Source organism: Nonomuraea sp. NPDC048882, assembly GCF_040649755.1.
Taxonomy (GTDB): domain Bacteria; phylum Actinomycetota; class Actinomycetes; order Streptosporangiales; family Streptosporangiaceae; genus Nonomuraea; species Nonomuraea maheshkhaliensis.
Map to the genome: position 1 here is coordinate 393,572 of NZ_JBEZGB010000007.1, position 16,857 is coordinate 410,428.

A 16,857-nucleotide genomic window follows, 5' to 3' on the forward strand; every position below is an offset into this window, starting at 1 on the left:
GGTGACCTCGTTCCAGCTGCTGCTCGACGGCTTCGCCGCCGCGCTCACCCCCGTCAACCTCATGTACGCGCTCATCGGCGTCACCCTCGGCACCCTCGTCGGCGTGCTGCCCGGCATCGGGCCCGCGATGACGGTGGCGCTGCTGCTGCCGATCACCTTCACGGTGCCGCCGGCCAGCGCGTTCATCATGTTCGCCGGCATCTACTACGGCGGCATGTACGGCGGCTCGACCACCTCCATCCTGCTCAACACCCCCGGCGAGTCCGCGTCCATGATCACGGCGCTGGAGGGCAACAAGATGGCTCGGCGGGGCCGGGCCGCCCAGGCGCTGGCCACGGCCGCGATCGGCTCGTTCGTGGCCGGCACCATCGCCACGGCGCTGCTGGTCGTGGCGGCGCCCGCCGTGGTCGACTTCGCCATCTCCTTCGGTCCGGAGGACTACTTCGCCCTGGCCATCCTGGCCTTCACCGCCGTCTCGTCGGTGCTGTCGCGCTCGATCGTGCGCGGCCTGGCCTCGCTCGGCCTCGGCCTGGTGATCGGTCTGATCGGCATCGACCAGCAGACCGGGCAGGCCAGGCTCACGCTCGGCATCCCGCAACTGCTGGACGGCATCGACGTGGTGATCGTCGCCGTGGGCCTCTTCGCGCTCGGCGAGGCCCTCTACGTGGCCTCCCGGCTGCGGCACGCGCCTCCGGAGGTGGTGCCGGTCGGGCGGGCGTGGATGGGCCGTACCGACTGGCGCCGCTCCTGGTTCCCGTGGCTGCGCGGCACCGCCCTGGGCTTCCCGTTCGGCGCCCTGCCGGGCGGCGGGGCGGAGATCCCCACGTTCCTGTCGTACGCGGCCGAGAAGCGCCTGGCGCGCGGCACGGCCCGCGAGGAGTTCGGCAACGGGGCCATCGAGGGGGTGGCGGGTCCCGAGGCGGCCAACAACGCCTCGGCGGCCGGCACCCTCGTCCCGCTGCTCACTCTGGGCCTGCCCACGTCCGCGACGGCCGCGATCCTGCTGGCCGCCTTCCAGCAGTACGGCCTGCAGCCCGGCCCTCAGCTCTTCGACCACAACCCGGCGCTGGTCTGGGGCATGATCGCGTCGCTGTTCATCGGCAACACGATGCTGCTGGTGCTGAACCTGCCGCTGGCTCCGCTGTGGGCCAAGGTGCTGCGCGTGCCCCGGCCGTACCTGTACTCCGGGATCGTGCTCTTCGCCGCCCTCGGCGTCTACGCGCTGAACGGCACCGTGGTGGACCTGTTCGTGCTGTACCTGCTCGGCCTGCTCGGCTATGCCATGCGCCGCTTCGGCCTGCCCGTCGCCCCCGCGGTGATCGGCATGATCCTGGGGCCGATGGCGGAGATCCAGCTACGCCGGGCGCTGGCGATCGGGGCAGGGGACGTGAGCGTGCTCGTCGGCAGCCCGGTGGCGGTCGTGCTGCTGGTGCTGGCCGCCCTCGCCCTGCTCACCCCGCTGTTCAGAAAGCTAGCCGGCCGCCGCCAGACCGCAGCCACGTCGGCCGGGGAGTAACGGACGCCTCCCCCGGCCGACCACCCGGCCCCGTCGATCCACCAGGACCGACGGGGCCGCCTGCTGCCGTACCGAAACGCCCGGAAATCCACCCCAGAACACCCGTGCGAGGACGGGTACCCCAACCCGGGCTCTACTCCTGGACGCCGAGCTTCTCCAGGATCAGCTGCCGGGCGCGGGCCGCGTCGGCCTTGCCCTTGCTCGCCCGCATCACGCCACCCACCAGCGCACCGGCGGCGGCGATCTTCCCGGACCGCACCTTCTCGGCCGCGTCGGCGTTGTCGGCCAGCACCTGGTCGATGATCGCCGACAGCTCGCCCTCGTCGTTGACGATCTTCAGCCCGCGGCTCTCGACCACCTCGTCCGGCGTGCCCTCGCCGGCCATCACGCCTTCGAGGACCTCGCGCGCCAGCTTGTCGTTGAGCGCGCCTGAGGCCACCAGCTCGGTCACCCTGGCGATCTGCTCGGGGGTGATGGGCAGGTCGGACAGCGGCGTGCTGGTCTCGTTGGCCCGCCGCGCCAGCTCACCCATCCACCACTTGCGCGCGTCGGCCGCGGGCGCGCCGGCCGCGACCGTGGCCTCGACCAGCTCGATGGCGTCGGCGTTGTGCATCGCCTGCATGTCGAGGTCGGAAAGGCCCCACTCGGCCTGCAGCCGCTTGCGCTTGACCGACGGCAGCTCGGGCAGCGCCGCCTTCAGCTCCGCCACCCAGGCGCGGTCGGGCGCGATCGGCACCAGGTCGGGCTCGGGGAAGTAGCGGTAGTCCTGCGCCTCCTCCTTGGACCGGCCGGACGTGGTGCCGCCGGTGTCCTCGTGGAAGTGGCGGGTCTCCTGAACGATCTTCCCGCCCCCGGCGAGCACGGCGGCCTGCCGCTCGATCTCGCTCCTGACGGCCCGCTCGACGCTGCGCAGCGAGTTGACGTTCTTGGTCTCCGTACGGGTGCCCCACTCGGACGAGCCGCGCGGCATCAGCGAGACGTTGACGTCACACCGCAGCGACCCCTCCTCCATGCGCACGTCGGAGACGCCCAGCGAGCGCATGACCTCCCGCAGCTCGGTCACGTAGGCCTTGGCCACCTCGGGCGCCAGCCGGTCGGTGCCGGGGATGGGCTTGGTCACGATCTCGACCAGCGGGATGCCGGCCCGGTTGTAGTCGACGATCGAGTAGTCGGCCCCGTGGATACGACCCGTCGCGCCGCCCACGTGCGTGGACTTGCCGGTGTCCTCCTCCAGGTGCACCCGCTCGATCTCGATCCGCACGGTCTTGCCCTCGATCTCGACGTCGAGGTAGCCGTCGAAGCAGAGCGGCTCGTCGTACTGCGAGATCTGGTAGTTCTTCGGCATGTCCGGATAGAAGTAGTTCTTCCGGGCGAAGCGGCACCACTCGGCGATGGAGCAGTTGAGCGCCAGGCCGATGCGGATCGTCGACTCGATCGCGGCGGCGTTGGCCACCGGCAGCGCCCCGGGGAACGCCAGGCAGGTCGGGCAGACCTGCGTGTTGGGCGGGGCGCCGAAGGTCGTCTTGCAGCCGCAGAACATCTTCGACTTGGTGCCCAGCTCGACATGCGTCTCCAGGCCGAGCACCGGCTCGAACCGGTCGAGCGCTTCGTCGTACGGCATGAGCGTACCGGCAGTCATGGTGAGGTCCTTAGTTCAGATCGTTGCGTTTCAAGCTATCGCTTCGGCGCTCAGAGAAAGCCATGGTTCCTCAGCGCCTTGGAGGTGGCGTCCACCCATGCGGCATACGCCACGAACCTGCCGCGGGGAGACGAAGGTGCCCGGCTCGCCTTCCTGGCGTACCGGCTTGGCCACGGTGACGCGGGAACGGGGGTTGCCGCCGCCCGTCCGCCAGACCGAGTCGAGGAAGACCAGCGCGTCGGGTGCGGTCCGGTAAAGGCTCGACACCGCGACGGGCGAGTGGGTCGTCAGGATGACCTGCCGCCACAACCTCCCTGATCGTCCGACCCGCTGCGAGATCCTTTCGAGCAGCTGCCCGAGCCTGCTGGGGTGCAGGCCGTTCTCGATCTCCTCCACCATGAGCAGGCCGGCGGAGGACTCGTCGTAAAGCGCCGCCAGCAGGGCGAGCACCCGGAGCGTGCCGTCGGAGGCCAGCCGGCCCGGCATGGGCTCGTGATCGACGAGGATGTCGAACGACCACTCCTGCTCACGCTCGTCCAGCATCGGGCGCACACCTGTGGCGTCCGGCACCAGAGCGGACAGATCCACCATCAGATCGTCCAGCTCACCTGTGACTTCCATCCGGCCCAGCACGGCCGCCAGGTTGCCGGCGTCCTCGGTGAGCGGCCGCTGGTTGAACGCCGTGACCGGCCGCCGCATGGCCTGCGGATCCGGGACGTGGAAGTGCCAGGACGCCACCTCGTACGGCCACACCTTCTGGCGTGCCCCCTCGGGCGTCACTTCGAGGGACCAGTCGCCCGATTCGCGACGGGCTTCCATGACGGCGCGTACGTCCTCGCTCCGGCTCTCGACGCTCACCTCAGCCTCCACCCGGACGGCGAACCGCGACACCGGAGGGCGCCCCGCCGGCTGGTGGAAGTGCTCCTGCGGCTTGCCCCGCCGCGCGTCGAGCAGCGGGTCCTCACCGCCGCGCGTGTGCGGCAGTCCTGCGCCGATCGCCGCGCGAGCGAAGGCCAGGGCGTCCAGCAGGTTGGACTTTCCGCTCGAATCGGGCCCGACCAGGGCGAGGAACGGCGGCACGTCGAGGGTGAAGTCCAGGAAGGACTTGAAGCCGTCGATCTCGATGCGCGTGAGCATGCCGCCGTCCCCCTCTCGTCCTACAGTTCCGGCGCCCTGGACAGCAGGCCGCCGCCCCAGTGGCTTTCCAGGGCCTGCTCCACGGCGGCGCCGACGCGGTAGCAGCGGTCGTCGCCCAGGACCGGGGCCATGATCTGCAGGCCCACCGGCAGGCCGTCCTCGTCGGCCAGGCCGCACGGGACCGACATGGCCGCGTTGCCCGACAGGTTGGACGGGATGGTGCACAGGTCGGCGAGGTACATCGCCATCGGGTCGTCGGTGCGCTCGCCGATCGGGAAGGCCGTGGTGGGCGTGGTCGGCGAGACCAGGACGTCGACCTGCTGGTAGGCGGCCTCGAACTCGCGCGAGATGACCGTGCGCACCTTCTGGGCCTGGCCGTAGTAGGCGTCGTAGTAGCCGCTGGACAGCGCGTACGTGCCGAGCATGATGCGCCGCTTGACCTCGGGGCCGAAGCCGGCGGCCCTGGTCAGCGCCATGACCTCCTCGGCGCTGCGGGTGCCGTCGTCGCCCACGCGCAGGCCGTAACGCATGGCGTCGAAGCGGGCCAGGTTGGACGAGCACTCCGAGGGCGCGATCAGGTAGTACGCCGGCAGCGCGGTCGTGAACGACGGGCAGGAGACCTCGACGACCTTGGCCCCGAGCGACTCCAGGAGGTGCACGGCCTCGTTGTAGCGGGCCAGGACGCCGGGCTGGAAGCCCTCGCCGGCGAACTCCTTGACGACGCCGATCCGCATGCCGGAGACGTCGGGGTTTCTGGCGGCCTCGACCACCGAGGGCACCGGGGCGTCGACCGAGGTGGAGTCCATCGGGTCGTAGCCGGAGAACGCCTCGTGCAGCAGCGCCGCGTCGAGCACGTTGCGGGCGAACGGGCCCGGCGTGTCGAGCGAGCTGGCGAAGGCGATCAGGCCGTAGCGGGAGGAGCCGCCGTAGGTCGGCTTCATGCCCACGATGCCGGTCACCGAGGCGGGCTGCCTGATGGAGCCGCCGGTGTCGGTGCCGGTGGACAGCGGCGCCTCGTAGGCGGCCACGGCGGCGCTCGACCCGCCGGACGAGCCGCCGGGCACCTTGCTCAGGTCCCACGGGTTGTGGGTCACCTGGTAGGCGGAGTTTTCCGTGGAGGAGCCCATGGCGAACTCGTCGAGGTTGGTCTTGCCCAGGATGACCAGGCCGGCCTCGCGCAGGCGCGCGGTGACGGTCGCGTCATAAGGGGGCCGCCAGCCTTCGAGGATCTTGGAAGCGGCCGTCGTCGGCATGTCGCGCGTGGTGAAGATGTCCTTGTGCGCGATCGGCACCCCGGCCAGCGGGCCGAGCTTCTCGCCGGCCCTGAGCCTGGTGTCGACGGCGCGCGCCTGCTCGATCGTCGTCTCACGATCGACGTGCAGGAACGCCTTGACCTTCGGCTCGACCTCGGCCATCCGGTCGAGGTGGGCCTCGGCCACCTCGACGGCCGACACCTCGCCCGCGGCGATCAGCGAGCCCAGCTCGGCGGCGGTCTTACGGATCAGACTCATGCCTCCTCCCCGAGGATGCGCGGCACACGGAAGCGGTCGTCCTCGACGGCAGGGGCGCCGGAGAGCGCCTGGTCGGGCGTCAGGGACTGTCGCACCTCGTCGGCACGGAAGACATTGGTCAGCGGAAGCGCGTGCGACGAAGGCGGCACGTCGTCGGCGGCGACCTCGGACACCTTGGCGACCGACTCGATGATCTGGTCGAGTTGGGTGGCGTAGTGGTCGAGCTCGTCGTCGGTGAGCGCCAGCCTGGACAACCGGGCCAGGTGTGCGACCTCGTCGCGGGTTATGGCGGACATGAGTCGTTGAACCCGTTTCGTGGATGGAGTCTGTGGACACTGCCATCCTAGGGGGCTTGACGTATTGGGCCCGAACGGTTAACTCGACGGCAACACGCGGCGTCGCACGAGGCAACGCGTCCGGCGGTCGCGCCGGAGTGGCGCGTCAAGCGGATCAGGCGCGTCCAGCACGTCCGGCACGTCCGGCACGTCCGGCGTGTCAGGCTTGTCAGGCTTGTCAGGCGGAGCTGCTTACCTCGGGCTGGTAGCCGTACTCCACCGACGGGTCCGCCTGCTCGCGCAGCCAGGCGGTGGCCTCGGCGGCCGGCAGGGGGCGGCAGAACAGCCAGCCCTGGCCGACGTCGCAGCCCATCTCCGCCAGCCGGATCGCCACCTCGTCCGACTCCACGCCCTCCGCGACGGACCTCAGCCCGAGCGAGCGGACCAGGTCGACGATGGAGCGGACGATCCGGTAGTCGTCCTCCGACTCGGCGATCCTGCGGACGAAGGAGGAGTCGATCTTGACCTCCGACACGGCCAGCCGCTGCAGGCGGATGAGCGAGGAGTAGCCGGTGCCGAAGTCGTCGATGGCCAGCGGGACGCCGAGGGTGGCCAGCGCCTTGATGGTCTCCTGGGTGTAGGCCTGGTCGCCGGTCAGGATGCGCTCGGTGACCTCCAGCTGGACGGCCGCGGGCGGCAGCCCGTAACGGGCCAGCCCGACCTCCAGCTGATCGGGCAGGGCCGAGGCGAGCAGGTCGCGGGCGGAGATGTTGACCGAGATCTGCACCCGCAGCCCGCTGTGCCACCAGGCCGCGGCCTGCTTGAGGGCCTCCTCGATCACGTACGCGGTGAGCTGCCGCATCAGGTACGACTGCTCGGCCAGCGGCACGAACTCCGACGGCCCGATCGGCCCGTGCACCGGATGCCGCCAGCGCACCAGCGCCTCCACGCCCTGGACGTCCCCGGAACGCAGCCCGACCTTGGGCTGATAGTGCAGGCGCAGCTCGCCGTTGTCGATGGCGCGGCGCAGGTCGCCGAGGAGCGTGAGGCGTTCGGGGGAATTGCGGTCTTTGTCGGCCTGGTAGAGCTCGACGCCGGTGCGTCCCTCCTTGGCCAGGTACATGGCCACGTCGGCACGCTGGAGCAGCAGCTCGAAGTCGGGCGCGTGGTCGGGGTAGAGGGCGATCCCGACGGAGCCGTCGAGGTCGAAGGTCATGCCCTCCAGGCGCACCGGCTCGGTCAGCGCCGCCCGCAGCCGGGCCGCCACCTCCCTGGCGGCGTGGGCGTCCCTGATCGAGGGCAGCAGCACGGCGAACTCGTCGCCGCCCAGCCGGGCCACGACATCACCGGGACGCACGGAGTGGGTCAGCCGATGGGCGACCATCTGCAGCAGCCGGTCGCCCACGGGATGGCCCATCGTGTCGTTGACCTCCTTGAACCGGTCGAGGTCGAGCAGGAACAGGCCGACCCGCTCGTCCTGGCGCACCTCGGCCAGCGCCTCCTCGGTGCTGACGATGAGCATCTTGCGGTTGGGCAGGCCTGTCAGCTCGTCGTGCAGGGCCTGGTGGTCACGGCGCATGGACAGCGTGGCGGTGAAGTAGACGGCGGCCAAGGGGGCGACGAACAGGGGCACAAGGCCGGGCGAGTGGTTCATCACCACGACGACGAGGGGCGCGAGGCCCAGCAGCCCGGCGTACACGAGGCTCTGGGGGCCGGCGGTGGCCCGCAGCACGCGCGTGATCGAGCGCCGCTCGTGCAGCGCGACCGCGCCGGAGACGAGGGCGGCCCTGGTGACGAAGTACGCCACCCCGGCCAGCCCGATCGGCAGCAGGTCACCGCCGCCCGGCACCCACGGCCTGGCCGGGCTCGGCATGATCCCGAACGTGCCCAGCACCACGGCGGCGGCGGTCAGTGCGAGCGTGGATTGAGCGATGTTGAACATGACCCGATGCCACGACCTGCGGGTCACGACGCCGTTGATGGTCACCGCGACGGCCTGCATCAGCACCGCCACCGGCAGCCCGAAGTGCAGCAGCACGGCGAAGGTGAACATGGTGGACGGGTACGTGCCGCCCACGGTGGTCGCGGACGACACCATCACGGGCCGCAGCTCGCCCAATATCACCAGCACCGCGAGCACCCAGAACAGCGGTCCGCGTGCCAGCTCGGCCAGGCCGGCGGGGTCGAGCCTGAGCATGGCCACCAGCAGGGCGGTGAAGCCGATCACGGTGATGCCCGCGAGGAACCCCCACAGCGGCGTGCCGACGCGTGGTCCGGTGTCGCGGGTGTCGGTTGGGTCAGTCATCGGTAACAGAACCCCCATTAGGTCACTATGGGAGGGTACGACCTTCACCCCACTTCGCGAAACCAAGCGGGTACGTTCCGTAGTGTCTCTTATCCGACATATACCCAAAAAGCACCCTCAGTAGCAAGCCGTGCACGCTACGACCCGGTAACCCCCGGAAACACCGATGGGGCCCGCCCACGTACGGACGAGCCCCTCCGGCCGAAAGGGAGCGCTGGAGCTCCTACGCGCTGGAATTCCTAGGGCTCCGGTGTGACCGCCACCTCCGCCGCAGCCTCCGGCCCCTCGTTGAGCAGGACCTCGAAGCCGGCCCCGTCGAGGATCGGCACCCCCAGACTGACCGCCTTGTCGTACTTCGACCCCGCGTTCTCACCCGCCACCAGGAACGACGTCTTCTTCGACACCGACCCCGACACCTTGCCACCCCTGCTGGTGATCGCGTCGGCCGCCGTGTCGCGCGTGTAGCCCTCCAGGGTGCCGGTCACCACGAACGTCATCCCCTCAAGGGTCTGCGGCCCCTTCTCGGGAGCGGGCTCGTCCTCCATCCGGACCCCCGCGGCCCGCCACCGCTCGATGATCTCGCGGTGCCAGTCGACCTCGAACCACTCCTTGATCGTGGCCGCCACCCTGGGCCCGATGCCCTCGACCGCGGACAGCTCCTCCTCGGAGGCGTTCATGATGGCGTCGATCGAGCGCATGGCGTCGGCCAGGGCGCGGGCCGTGGGCGGGCCGACGTGGCGGATCGACAGCGCCACGAGGACCTGCGCGAGCGGAACCTGCTTGGCCCGCTCCAACTCCTCCATCAGCCGCAGGGCGTTCTGGCTGGCCTCGCCGTTGACGTTGGAGAAGAAGGTGACGACCTTCTCCTCGCCGGTCTTCGGGTCGATCTTGGGCAGGCCGGTCTCCTGGTCGCGGACCACCGACTTGATCGGGATGAGCTGCTCCAGCGTCAGATCGAACAGGTCGGCCTCGGTGCACACCACCGGCTGCTGCGGCGGCAGCGGCTGGGTGAGCGCCGTGGCCGCGACGTAGCCGAGCCCGTCGATGTCGAGCGCCCGCCGCCCGGCCGCGAAGAAGACGCGCTCACGGATCTGTGCCGGGCAACCGCGCGCGTTGGGGCAGCGCAGATCGGCGTCGCCCTCCTTCTCGTACGCCAGTTCCGTGCCGCACTCGGGACAGTGGGTGGGCATGACGAACTCCCGCTCGGACCCGTCGCGCAGCGCGGTGACCGGCCCGACGATCTCGGGGATGACGTCGCCCGCCTTGCGCAGCACCACCGTGTCGCCGATGAGCACGCCCTTCTTCACCACGATGGCCGCGTTGTGCAGCGTGGCCCGCTCGACGGTCGAGCCCGCCACCACGACCGGCTCCATCACCCCGAACGGCGTGACCCGCCCCGTGCGCCCCACGCCCACCTGGATGTCGAGCAGCTTGGTGTTGACCTCTTCCGGCGGATACTTGTACGCGATGGCCCAGCGCGGCGCCCGCGAGGTCGAGCCCAGCTCCCGCTGCGTGCGGAAGTCGTCGACCTTCACCACGACCCCGTCGATCTCGTAAGGGGGGTCGTGCCGGTGCACCCGGTAGTGCTCGATGAACGCGTTGACCTCGTCGAGCCCCGCCACCACCTTGGTCAGGTCGCTGACCGGCAGCCCGAACTCGCGCAGCCGCTCGTAGACCTCCGACTGCGCCTTCGGCTCGGCCGCGCCCTCCCAGACGCCGATGCCGTGCACCAGCATGCGCAGCGGCCGCTGCGCCGTGACGCGCGGGTCCTTCTGCCGCAGCGTGCCCGCCGCCGAGTTGCGCGGATTCGCGAACGGGGGTTTGCCCTGCTCGACCAGTTGCTCGTTGAGCCGGGCGAAGCCCTCGACCGGGATGTAGACCTCGCCGCGCACCTCGACCAGGCTCGGGACGTCGTCGCCCTTGAGCCGGTGCGGGATGCCCTTGATCGTGCGTACGTTGGCGGTCACGTCGTCGCCGGTGCGCCCGTCGCCGCGGGTCGCGCCGCGCTCCAACCTGCCGTCGCGGTAGACCAGCGCGATGGCCAGCCCGTCGATCTTCAGCTCGCACAGGTACGGCCCAGGATCGCCCTCGGCCAGCCGATCGGCCCGCGCCATCCAGGCCGCCATGTCCTCGGCGTTGAAGGCGTTGTCGAGGCTCTCCATCCGGTTGAGGTGCTGAACCTTGGCGAAATCGCCCGAGACCGGCGCGCCCACCTTCTGCGTGGGCGAGTCGGGCGTCTGCAGCGCCGGATGCGCCTCCTCCAGCGCCAGCAGTTCCCTGAACCAGGCGTCGAACTGGGCGTCGCTGACCGTGGGCTGGTCGAGCACGTAGTAGCGCCAGCGCGCGTCCTCGACCAGCTCGCTCAGCTCGGCGTGCCGCTTGAGCGCGGTCACCGGCACGCCTCCGACCTCCGCACTAGACTCGCTCACGCAGCTCTCCTCCCGTACGTCAACCTGTGCAAACGCTACCGCCGGGCACCGGCGGGAGCACGCCTCAGCCGGTCCCCAGTCCGGCCCTGTGCGTCTCAGCCCGTCTCCATTCCGTTCGCGGGGTCGTCCCTGAGCACCTGAGCCGCCTTCCTGCACGCCGCCAGCGCCGCCCGCGCGTACGCAGGCGACGCCCCCGCCAGCCCGCACGCCGGCGTCAGCACGACCTGCTCGGCCAGCCGGTCGGGCGCGAACCCGAGCCGCCGCCACAACCCCACTGCGGGCCTGGCCACCACCCCGGCGTCGGCCAGCCGCGTGTCCCTGCCCGGCACGACCCCCATCAGCAGCGTCATCCCGGCCTCGAACAGCTCCCCCAGCGCCTCATCGTCCCTGCGCCGCAGCAGCGCGCCGTCCACGGACACCCCGCGTACGCCCGCCCTGCGCAGCAGGTCGAAGGGCACCCCGGGTGCGCAGCAGTGCACCACCGGCTCGGGGAACAGCCGCAGCGACTCCTCCACCCGCCACTCCTCGACCGCCGCCAGCCGCCCGAACCCGGACGCGGTCGGCACGGTGCCGGCCAGCACCCCCGGCAGCCCCGGCTCGTCGAGCTGCAGCACGATCTCCGTCACGCCGGGCACCCTCCGCCGCACCTCGGCGCAGTGGGCGGCCACCCCCTGCGCCAGCGAGGCGGTCAGATCCCGCACGGCACCCGCGTCGGAGAGCATCTTGTCGCCGAACTTCAGCTCGATCGACCCCGCCAGCGTCCACGGCCCGCACACCTGCAGCTTGAGCGGCCCCGCGTAGTCGTGCGCGACCTCCTCCAGCCCGTCGAGGTCGCGCCGCAGATGATCGACGGCCCGCCGATGGTCGCGGCCCGGCCGGTCGCTCAGCCGCCACCCCGACGGCTGCACCTCGACGGGCAGCTCGACCAGCAGCCCCGCCGTGCGCCCCACCATGTCGGCCCCGACACCTCTGGCCGGCAGCTCGGGCAGATACGGCAGACCGGGCACCTCTCCGAAAACGATCCTGGCCGCTTCGAGATGATCCTCACCCGGATGCGAGCCCAACCCGGTGGCTTCCCACGTAGACATGGGCACAAGCGTAGGCTCTGCGGAATGGAGCTCACGAAATTCGATCACGCATGCGTACGCTTGGAGAAGAACGGCAAGGTCCTGGTCATCGACCCGGGCGCGTTCGCGCAGAGCGATGTGCTCGACGGCGCCGACGCGGTGCTCATCACGCACGAGCACTTCGACCACATGGACGCCGACAAGCTGAAGGCCGCCTCGTCCGAGCTTGAGATCTACACGTGCGAGGCCGTCGCGGCCCAGCTGGGCGAGGTGCCGGGCAAGGTTGAGGTGGTACGGCACGGTGACGGCTTCGAGACGGCCGGGTTCCGGGTGAAGGCGTTCGGCGAGCGGCACGCCGAGAACCACCCTGACATGGCGGTGGTGCAGAACGTCGGCTTCCTGGTGGACGACGAGGTGTTCTACCCGGGTGACGCGCTGACCGTGCCGGACGCGGAGGTGCCGACGCTGCTGGTGCCGACCGGCGCCCCCTGGCTCAAGCTCATGGAGATGGTGGCCTACCTGCGCACGATCCGGCCGGCGCGGGCGTACTCGACCCACGACGCCCTCTACAGCGAGATCGGCCTGGGACTCGTGGACAACTGGCTGCGGATCGAGTCGGAGAAGCAGGGCGCCGACATCCGCCGCCTCGCCGTCGGCGAGTCGACGACCCTCGGCTAGGCCGACCGGCGCCGGCCTTCTCGCGCCGGTCTTCTCGACCAGGTCGGCGGACGGCCTTCGGCCGGCCGGCCGACCGGCCGGTGCTCAGGCGGCGGAGACGATGGTGGCCGAGCCGATCACGGTGGCCCCGGAGTAGAGGACGGCCGCCTGGCCTGCGGCGACACCCGTGGCCGGGCGGTCGATCTCGATCGTGAGCCCGCCCTCGCTCTCCTCGAACCGGCACGGATAGACCTCCCCGTGCGCACGCAGCTGCACCGTGAGGTCGTCTCGGGAGCCCTCATCGGGGCCGTTCCAGATCGGGCGGGCGCAGGTGATCGAGGTGACCTCAAGGGCCGAGCGCGGGCCGACCGTGACCGTGTTGGACACCGGCTCGATCGACAGCACGTAACGCGGCCTGCCGTCGGAGGCCGGCCGGTCGATGTGCAGGCCCTTACGCTGGCCCACTGTGAACCCGTGGGCGCCCTGGTGACTGCCCACGACCTCACCGCTCTGATCGACGATGGGCCCCTCGGCCGCGCCGAGCCGCTTGGTCAGGAAGCCGCGCGTGTCACCGTCGGCGATGAAGCAGATGTCGTGACTGTCGGGCTTGTCGGCGACGGTCAGGCCGCGCCTGGCGGCCTCTTCGCGTACCTCGGCCTTGGTCGAGTCGCCCAGCGGGAAGATCGCGTGGCCGAGCTGCTCGCGGGTGAGCACGCCGAGCACGTAGGACTGGTCCTTGCCCTGGTCGACGCTCCTGGACAGCACGCCGTCGACCAGCTTGGCGTGGTGGCCGGTGGCGACCGCGTCGAAGCCCAGGGCCAGCGCCCGGTCCAGCACCGCGGCGAACTTGATCCTCTCGTTGCAGCGCAGGCACGGGTTGGGCGTGCGGCCGGCGGCGTATTCGGCGACGAAGTCCTCGATCACGTCGCGCTGGAAACGTTCGGCCATGTCCCAGATGTAGAACGGGATGCCGATCACGTCGGCGGCGCGCCGGGCGTCGCGCGAGTCTTCGACCGTGCAGCAGCCCCTGGCTCCCGTGCGGTGGGATTGGGGGTTGGCGGACAGGGCAAGGTGGACACCAGTGACGTCGTGACCGGCCTCGGCGATCCGAGCGGCGGCCACGGCTGAGTCGACGCCGCCCGACATGGCGGCAAGCACACGCAGTCCCATGGTCGTTCCAGCGTACTGTCCGTTGAGGAGTGCGCGACCAGGCCCCCGGTCTGGAAGTATTCGACCATGCGACTGTTCGGGCGCAAGGACGCTGACGAAGAGGCGGGCGGGCCCGACGAGGCCATCGCCGGATTCTGGACGTGGTGGCAGGAGACCCGGCCGAATCTCGACTCGCTGGTGGCCGCCGGCGAGGCCGAGGGGCTGGAGGAGTGGCTGGCCCCGGCGGTCGCCGCGATCCATCCGGGCCTGGTCTGGGAGGTGGCGCCGGGCCGGGCGGCCGCGCACGCCCTGGTGGTGACCGCGGCGGGCGACGCCGAGCTGCGTTCGCTCGCGCACCGCTGGGCCAAGGCGGCGCCGCCGGCCGACCTGCTGTGGGAGTTCCATCCGTCGCGGCAGGCCAATCCGCAGGCGATGGAGCTGACCCTCGACGTGGGCGGCTTCGAGTTCGCGCTCGACAAACTCATGCTGGGCCTGCGCGTGCCGCGCGACCAGGCCAGGGTCGACGTCTCCGCTTACCATCCGATCTTCGGCGAGCTCGACGAGGACACCCGGCTGGAGGCCGTGCTGCTGGCCCTCGACTGGCTGCTCGGTGAGGACGACGTGGCCCGGTGGGTGGGCGAGATCACGGCGGCCACGTTCCAGCCGATCGACGCCGTGGCGGCCGTGCACCTGCCGGCCGTGGTCGCCGACGTGGCCTCGGGGCACTCCGAAGAGGAGTGGCTGCTGATGGAGGGCCAGACCGGGGGCGGCGCGCCGCTGGTCGCCACCGTCCGCCATCCGTTGCGGCCGGTGGACCATCCGCTGTTCGACCAGCACATCATGATCACGCTCCCGTACGCGCACCGCGACGAGAACGGCCTGCCCGTCGGCGACTCGCTGGCCGCGCTGCGCGACTTCGAGGAACGCCTGGCCGCCCGCCTGCTCAAGCTGCGCGACGACGCGGTGCTCGCGGCGCACCTGAGCGCGGAGGGGCACCGGATCATCCACGTCTACGCCGACCCGACCGGTGAGGCGGCGATCCACGCCAAGGAGCTGATCGTGGGCTGGGAGGAGGGCGAGCCGAGGGTGGACGTGTCGGCCGACCCCGCCTGGACCGCGGTCGTCCCCTTCCTGACCTGATCGCGCCTGGACCGCGGTCGGCCCTTTCCTGACCTGACCCGCCTGGACCCGCGGTCGTCCCCTCCTGACCTGGCCGCCGGCTGTCGGCGGACCGGCGCGTCGGCACGGCCCTCCGGCCGGCGGCACGGCCGGCGAGGCCGGTGCGTTCGCCGGTCTCTGATCAGCTGAGGCCGGCCCGGCGGGCGCGTTCGACGGCCGCGGGGAGCACCTCGATCAGCCGGTCGACGTCGTCGGGCGTCGAGGTGTGCCCCAGCGTGAAGCGCAGCGAGCCGCGCGCCGCGGCGGCGTCGGCGCCCATGGCCAGCAGCACGTGGGACGGCTGCGCCACGCCCGCCGAGCAGGCCGAGCCGGTCGAGCACTCCACGCCCTTGGCGTCGAGCAGCATGAGCAGCGCGTCACCCTCGCAGCCGGGGAAGGAGAAGTGGGCGTTGCCGGGCAGCCGGTCGCCGGGGTCGCCGTTGAGCACCACGTCGGGCACGGCCTCGCGGACGCGCTGGATGAGCTCGTCGCGCAGCGCCGACAGCCGCGCGTGCAGGGCCTCCTGCTCGCGTACGGCGGTGCTGACGGCGGCGGCCAGGCCCGCGATGGCGGGCGCGTCGAGCGTGCCGGAGCGCACGTCGCGTTCCTGCCCCCCACCGTGCTGCACGGACACCGGCGTCAGCCCTCTGGCCAGCAGCAGCGCACCGGCTCCCATGGGGCCGCCGACCTTGTGGCCGGTCAGCGTGAGCGCGTCGGCCCCCGAGCCGGAGAAGGACACGGGCAACTGCCCGAGCGCCTGCACCGCGTCGGTGTGGAACGGGATGCCGTGGTCGTGGGCGATGGCGGCCAGCACGTGGATCGGCTGGACGGTGCCGACCTCGTTGTTGGCCCACATGATGCTGATCATGGCCACGTCGTCCGGGTCGCGCTCGATGGCGGCGCGCAGCGTCTCGGGGTGGACCCGGCCGAGCTCGTCCACCTCCAGCAGCTCCACCTCGGCGCCCTGGCTGTCGGCCAGCCACTGGGCCGGGTCGAGCGCCGCGTGGTGCTCGACGGAGCTGATCAGCACGCGCCTGCGCGGCCTGCGCGCCCAGTAGAGGCCCTTGATCGCCAGGTTGTCGGCCTCGGTGCCGCCCGAGGTGAACACGACCTCGCTGGGCCGGGCGCCGAGCGAGTCGGCGATCGTCTCGCGCGCCTCCTCGACCACCCTGCGCACCTGGCGGCCGGCGGCGTGCAGCGAGGAAGCATTTCCGACGCGTTTGAGTTGCTCCGTCATGGCCTCGATCGCTTCGGGCAGCATGGGGGTGGTCGCCGCATGATCAAGGTAGGCCGACGGTCTGGTCACGTGCTCAGGGTATCTCGTTTGCGACTGTACCGTCCGGACGGTACAGTTGAGGCATGCGAAGGGACGAGCTTTTGGACGCCGCGGAGGAGCTCCTCTGCGACCAGGGCTCGACCGCGCTCACCCTGGCCGCCGTGGCGGACCGGGCGGGCGTGAGCAAGGGCGGCCTGCTCTACCACTACGCCTCGAAAGAGGCGCTGATCAAAGGCATGGTCGAGCGGCTGATCGCCGATTTCGACGAGCTGCTGGCCGCCCAGCCGGGCGAGACCTACACCGAGCGCTACCTGGGCGCGACGCTGGCCGCCGTCAGATCCGGCCGCCTGCGACGCTGGGCGGTGGTGACCAGCGCCTCGGGCAACCTGTTCCTGCTCGCGCCGCTGCGCGAGGCGATGACCCGCTGGCATCGCGAGGGATTGAGCGAGGAGCCCGATCCGCTGGCCGCGCAGATCGTCCGGCTGGCGTGTGAGGGGCTCTGGGACGTGGCCAGTCACGATCCCGAGCTCAACACCGAAGCGGATCTCCAGGCCCTGGAGCGCCGGCTGAGAGCGCTCATCACGCCCGCCTGAAGCCCTGCCGAAGCCCGCGCCTCAAGCCCGTGCCTGAAGTCCCCGTCCCAGCCTGATCTGCCCGCCCGCGCCGACGGGGCTCGTTCTCACGAAACTCCGGCCTGACCATGGCCGCAGCGCCGCACCCCTTGGTGCGGCGCCTTTC

Annotated in this window: 13 protein-coding genes; 4 read left to right on the forward strand and 9 right to left on the reverse strand. The window is 71.1% G+C overall.

Annotated features, from left to right (window positions below; genetic code table 11):
• Nucleotide 1: 1 nt before the first annotated feature.
• Entirely contained in the window at nt 2-1,516 is a 1,515-nt protein-coding gene (locus AB0C27_RS26695; protein WP_357848555.1) for a tripartite tricarboxylate transporter permease, read from the forward strand.
• 133 nt (nt 1,517-1,649) lie between these two features.
• On the opposite strand, the gene gatB is transcribed toward AB0C27_RS26695, so the two are convergent.
• The 7 genes from gatB to AB0C27_RS26730 all read right to left on the reverse strand — a co-directional run bounded on the left by gatB (nt 1,650) and on the right by AB0C27_RS26730 (nt 11,900).
• Entirely contained in the window at nt 1,650-3,155 is a 1,506-nt protein-coding gene (gene gatB, locus AB0C27_RS26700) for an Asp-tRNA(Asn)/Glu-tRNA(Gln) amidotransferase subunit GatB (protein WP_357848557.1), read from the reverse strand.
• Between the two features lie 30 nt (nt 3,156-3,185).
• Nucleotides 3,186-4,292: an AAA family ATPase gene (locus AB0C27_RS26705; RefSeq protein ID WP_357848559.1), complete on the reverse strand. Its 1,107-nt coding sequence runs from the start codon at nt 4,290-4,292 to the stop codon at nt 3,186-3,188.
• Between the two features lie 20 nt (nt 4,293-4,312).
• Nucleotides 4,313-5,803 (reverse strand): Asp-tRNA(Asn)/Glu-tRNA(Gln) amidotransferase subunit GatA, encoded by a 1,491-nt coding sequence (gatA, locus tag AB0C27_RS26710; protein ID WP_357848561.1) that lies wholly within the window; start codon nt 5,801-5,803, stop codon nt 4,313-4,315.
• Nucleotides 5,800-6,099 (reverse strand): Asp-tRNA(Asn)/Glu-tRNA(Gln) amidotransferase subunit GatC, encoded by a 300-nt coding sequence (gene gatC, locus AB0C27_RS26715; RefSeq protein ID WP_106249377.1) that lies wholly within the window; start codon nt 6,097-6,099, stop codon nt 5,800-5,802. The genes gatA and gatC overlap by 4 nt, the downstream gene beginning before the upstream one ends.
• Nucleotides 6,100-6,316: 217 nt before the next feature.
• The gene (locus tag AB0C27_RS26720; RefSeq protein ID WP_357848564.1) at nt 6,317-8,383 is read right to left on the reverse strand and encodes an EAL domain-containing protein; all 2,067 of its coding nucleotides are present in this window, start codon (nt 8,381-8,383) and stop codon (nt 6,317-6,319) included.
• Between the two features lie 239 nt (nt 8,384-8,622).
• Nucleotides 8,623-10,812, reverse strand: a complete 2,190-nt coding sequence (gene ligA / locus AB0C27_RS26725) for an NAD-dependent DNA ligase LigA (protein WP_357848566.1) — start codon at nt 10,810-10,812, stop codon at nt 8,623-8,625.
• A gap of 95 nt (nt 10,813-10,907) precedes the next feature.
• A complete protein-coding gene (locus AB0C27_RS26730; protein ID WP_357848568.1) occupies nt 10,908-11,900 on the reverse strand; it encodes a methionine synthase in 993 nt (330 codons plus the stop codon).
• A 24-nt stretch (nt 11,901-11,924) separates the two neighbouring features.
• Here AB0C27_RS26730 and AB0C27_RS26735 point away from each other — a divergent pair, with 24 nt between their 5' ends.
• The gene (locus tag AB0C27_RS26735) at nt 11,925-12,557 is read left to right on the forward strand and encodes an MBL fold metallo-hydrolase (protein WP_357848570.1); all 633 of its coding nucleotides are present in this window, start codon (nt 11,925-11,927) and stop codon (nt 12,555-12,557) included.
• Between the two features lie 84 nt (nt 12,558-12,641).
• Here the strand turns inward: AB0C27_RS26735 and mnmA are convergent, their stop codons facing one another.
• A complete protein-coding gene (gene mnmA, locus AB0C27_RS26740; RefSeq protein ID WP_357848572.1) occupies nt 12,642-13,706 on the reverse strand; it encodes a tRNA 2-thiouridine(34) synthase MnmA in 1,065 nt (354 codons plus the stop codon).
• Nucleotides 13,707-13,772: 66 nt separating this feature from the next.
• Between mnmA and AB0C27_RS26745 the strand changes: the two genes are divergently transcribed.
• On the forward strand, nt 13,773-14,825 hold the full coding sequence (locus AB0C27_RS26745; protein ID WP_357848574.1) for a DUF695 domain-containing protein: 1,053 nt from the start codon (nt 13,773-13,775) through the stop codon (nt 14,823-14,825).
• Between the two features lie 160 nt (nt 14,826-14,985).
• On the opposite strand, the gene AB0C27_RS26750 is transcribed toward AB0C27_RS26745, so the two are convergent.
• Nucleotides 14,986-16,149 (reverse strand): cysteine desulfurase family protein, encoded by a 1,164-nt coding sequence (locus AB0C27_RS26750; protein WP_357848576.1) that lies wholly within the window; start codon nt 16,147-16,149, stop codon nt 14,986-14,988.
• Between the two features lie 53 nt (nt 16,150-16,202).
• On the opposite strand from AB0C27_RS26750, the gene AB0C27_RS26755 reads away from it, so the two are divergent.
• On the forward strand, nt 16,203-16,712 hold the full coding sequence (locus AB0C27_RS26755) for a TetR/AcrR family transcriptional regulator (protein ID WP_357848578.1): 510 nt from the start codon (nt 16,203-16,205) through the stop codon (nt 16,710-16,712).
• Nucleotides 16,713-16,857: the final 145 nt, after the last annotated feature.